At 67.9% G+C, this 763-nt stretch carries 1 protein-coding gene and 1 pseudogene; one reads left to right on the plus strand and one right to left on the minus strand.

Annotated features, from left to right (window positions below):
- Positions 1 to 143, minus strand: a pseudogene (locus BZY54_RS54365) (methyltransferase); the annotation flags it as partial.
- Between the two features lie 176 nt (positions 144 to 319).
- Between BZY54_RS54365 and BZY54_RS47640 the strand changes: the two are divergent.
- Positions 320 to 763: sigma-70 family RNA polymerase sigma factor (locus tag BZY54_RS47640; protein ID WP_208640989.1), on the plus strand; the 444-nt coding region annotated here is incomplete at its 3' end.

The following is a 763-nucleotide window of genomic DNA, read 5'->3' on the forward strand; positions in this document are numbered from 1 at the left end:
TCGCGGGCCCAGCGCAGCGCGTCGTCCTCGGCGACATAGGCGTCGGCGAACGCCCAGTTCGTCTGCCGGTTGCCGGTAATGACCCTCTCCTGTCCCGTGGTTGCCTGGGCGTGACTGTATCCGTTGGGGGCGGGAACCCGCAGATGGGACCGGTCGTTTGAAGGGGTGAGGAAGTACCGCGGGACGGGTCCGGGGGTGCGACGGGGGGTATGGGATGGAACGGGACGCCGAGCAAGTGCTGACGCAGCCGGATGAGCCGTGGCAGTGGGTGTCAAATTCTCGTAAAACCGCTTATCCGGAGCTAACGGGCGAGGTGGCTATGGTAGGGGCTCCACTGGACACCACCAGAGCCGACAGGGGAGGTGCGGCTGCGCCTGTGGATCGCGGAGGAGTGCTGCGGCGCTTTCTCGGATCGGCGGGCAAGCCGAAATCCGTGACCGACACCGCTGCTGACCCGAGCCGCGCCGACGGCTTCGCCCAGACCGCGACCTTCTCCACCGACGCGGACGGGCAGGCGTGGACTCCGCCCACCTGGGAGGAGATCGTCAGCACCCACAGCGGCCGCGTCTACCGCCTGGCCTACCGCCTCACCGGCAACCAGCACGACGCCGAGGACCTCACCCAGGAGGTCTTCGTCCGCGTGTTCCGTTCCCTGTCGACGTACACGCCGGGCACGTTCGAGGGCTGGCTGCACCGCATCACCACCAACCTGTTCCTGGACATGGTCCGTCGCAAGCAGCGCATCCGCTTCGACGCGCTCGGC

The sequence above is a fragment of the Streptomyces carpinensis genome, from assembly GCF_002154505.1.
Classification (GTDB): Bacteria; Actinomycetota; Actinomycetes; order Streptomycetales; family Streptomycetaceae; genus Streptomyces; species Streptomyces carpinensis.